This is a genomic window from Vibrio genomosp. F10 str. 9ZD137 (genome assembly GCF_049974785.1).
GTDB lineage: Bacteria > Pseudomonadota > Gammaproteobacteria > Enterobacterales > Vibrionaceae > Vibrio.
This window is the reverse complement of sequence record NZ_JBNGCJ010000752.1, coordinates 1-1,839: the sequence shown is the minus strand read 5'-3', so window position 1 is coordinate 1,839 and position 1,839 is coordinate 1. Positions and strand designations below refer to the sequence as shown.

3 protein-coding genes are annotated in these 1,839 nt (G+C 44.5%); 2 read left to right on the top strand and 1 reads right to left on the bottom strand.

Annotated elements, in window-relative coordinates; translation table 11 throughout:
• The coding region (locus tag ACP45E_RS17705) for a DMT family transporter (RefSeq protein WP_069585349.1) at positions 1–588 on the bottom strand (588 nt) is incomplete at its 3' end.
• A gap of 189 nt (positions 589–777) precedes the next feature.
• Between ACP45E_RS17705 and ACP45E_RS17700 the strand changes: the two genes are divergently transcribed.
• Positions 778–1,146 (top strand): DUF3302 domain-containing protein, encoded by a 369-nt coding sequence (locus ACP45E_RS17700; protein ID WP_017036219.1) that lies wholly within the window; start codon positions 778–780, stop codon positions 1,144–1,146.
• The coding region (locus ACP45E_RS17695; protein WP_141707401.1) for an HlyD family secretion protein at positions 1,146–1,839 on the top strand (694 nt) is incomplete at its 3' end. The genes ACP45E_RS17700 and ACP45E_RS17695, both read left to right, overlap by 1 nt.

The window sequence follows — 1,839 nt, the reverse complement described above, 5'->3', positions numbered from 1 at the left end:
CACAACAGCGAGCACCCCAACCGCTAAGCGAATCAGTGCACCCAGCAAGGGTGGAAGGTTTCCCGCAACTAATGCGTAGTGAGAAATAACAACGCCACTTGCCTGGCACACACTTGCGAGTAGGCCATAGCCAACCCCTGCACGTGAAACCTGGTTAGCATCTCCATTAGGCTGAAACACAACCAACGCGACAGCAAACGTGGTAATGACAACGCCTAACCATGCCTGAATTGAGATAACGGTCCCTAGAAATACCAAAGCAAGAACACCTGATAACGGTGGAGCAAGAGACTCTAGCAACAAGGTTTTATTAGGACCAATTCGCTTTAAAGCCGCGAAGTACGCAGAATCACCAATCGCGATACCTATCACTCCAGACACGGCAAGCACCAAAAAATACTCCGGTGTTAACGTAAATTCTGGGCTTGGGATAAACGGAAGAACAAATAGCATCATCGCAGAAGCGATTGTCCCTTTAACAATATTAAGCTGCATCGCTGTGAACTGGTGGCTAAACTGACTGTAAATCCATGTAGCACTCGCCCACACAACAGCTGCAAATAATGCAGCGACTTCCCCATAGAACATCCACTACCCTCTTATTTTTTATGCGCTTTCTAGCCCATTTAGGTCACTCATTGCTATTAACCGAGAAAAAATACCAATCGTCACCAAATAATTGATTTTTATCTATACATTCAAACTCAACTTACATATCTTTTACATTAAGCACTGAAAGCTCACATACGTTAGCATTTTAGATAAAAGGAAGTACTTATGTTTCTCGATTATTTAGCTCTTGGCCTACTTATATTTGTCGCATTAGTTATCTTTTATGGGATTATTGTCATTCATGACATTCCGTACGAGATCGCAAAGGAAAGAGAGCACCCTCATCAGGATGCGATTCATTACGCAGGCTGGGTCAGTCTTTTCACTCTTCACGCTATCTGGCCTTTCTTATGGATATGGGCAACGTTATGGCGAAAAGAGCGAGGTTGGGGATTCAGTAAGCTCGAAGCGGAACAACACGACATTCATAACCGAGTGGATCAACTCGTCGATCAAATCGAACAGCTTAGAAGTGAAGTTTCGAGCCTAAAATCAGAATCAAATCAGGCTAATCCAAGTCAGGAGGACAAATAATGGATTTACTATTAATTCTTACTTACACCGCCTTCTGTATCGCAATTTTCAAGATATTTAAAATCCCACTGAACAAATGGACGGTACCCACTGCGGTACTAGGTGGCGTTGTGTTAATTGGTACGTTGATTTTATTGATGAACTATAACCACCCATTCACACAAATTGGTAATCAAGTCTACTCAACAACCCCAATCGTATCTGGTGTTAGAGGTCGAGTGATCGAAGTCCCTGTAGAGCCCAATAAACCATTACGCCAAGGCGATGTGCTGTTTAAAATCGATCCCATTCCATTCCAAGCTGAAGTCGCTAAACTAAAAGCGAAAATCAAGGAAGCCAGCCAGGATGCACTTGGATTAGAGTCTGGTGTAGGAGAAGCAGAATCGACACGCTTAAAAGCCATCGCTGAACGCGACAAGGCACAGCGCGAGTTCGACCGTTACCAACGAGGCTTCGACAAAGGTGCCTTTACAGAGCAAGAACTCGATACCAGACGTCAGGCATTTAAAGCGAGCCAAGCCGCGTTAGAAGTCGCTGAAGCTCAGGTAGAGCAAGCACAAATTGCCTTAGAATCAGAGATTGATGGTGAAAATACCGCTGTCGCTGGTTTGCTGGCCGATCTAAGAAAAGCAGAGTTTAATCTAGAGCAAACGGTCGTGACCGCGCCAACTGACGGTTATGCCACACAACTTG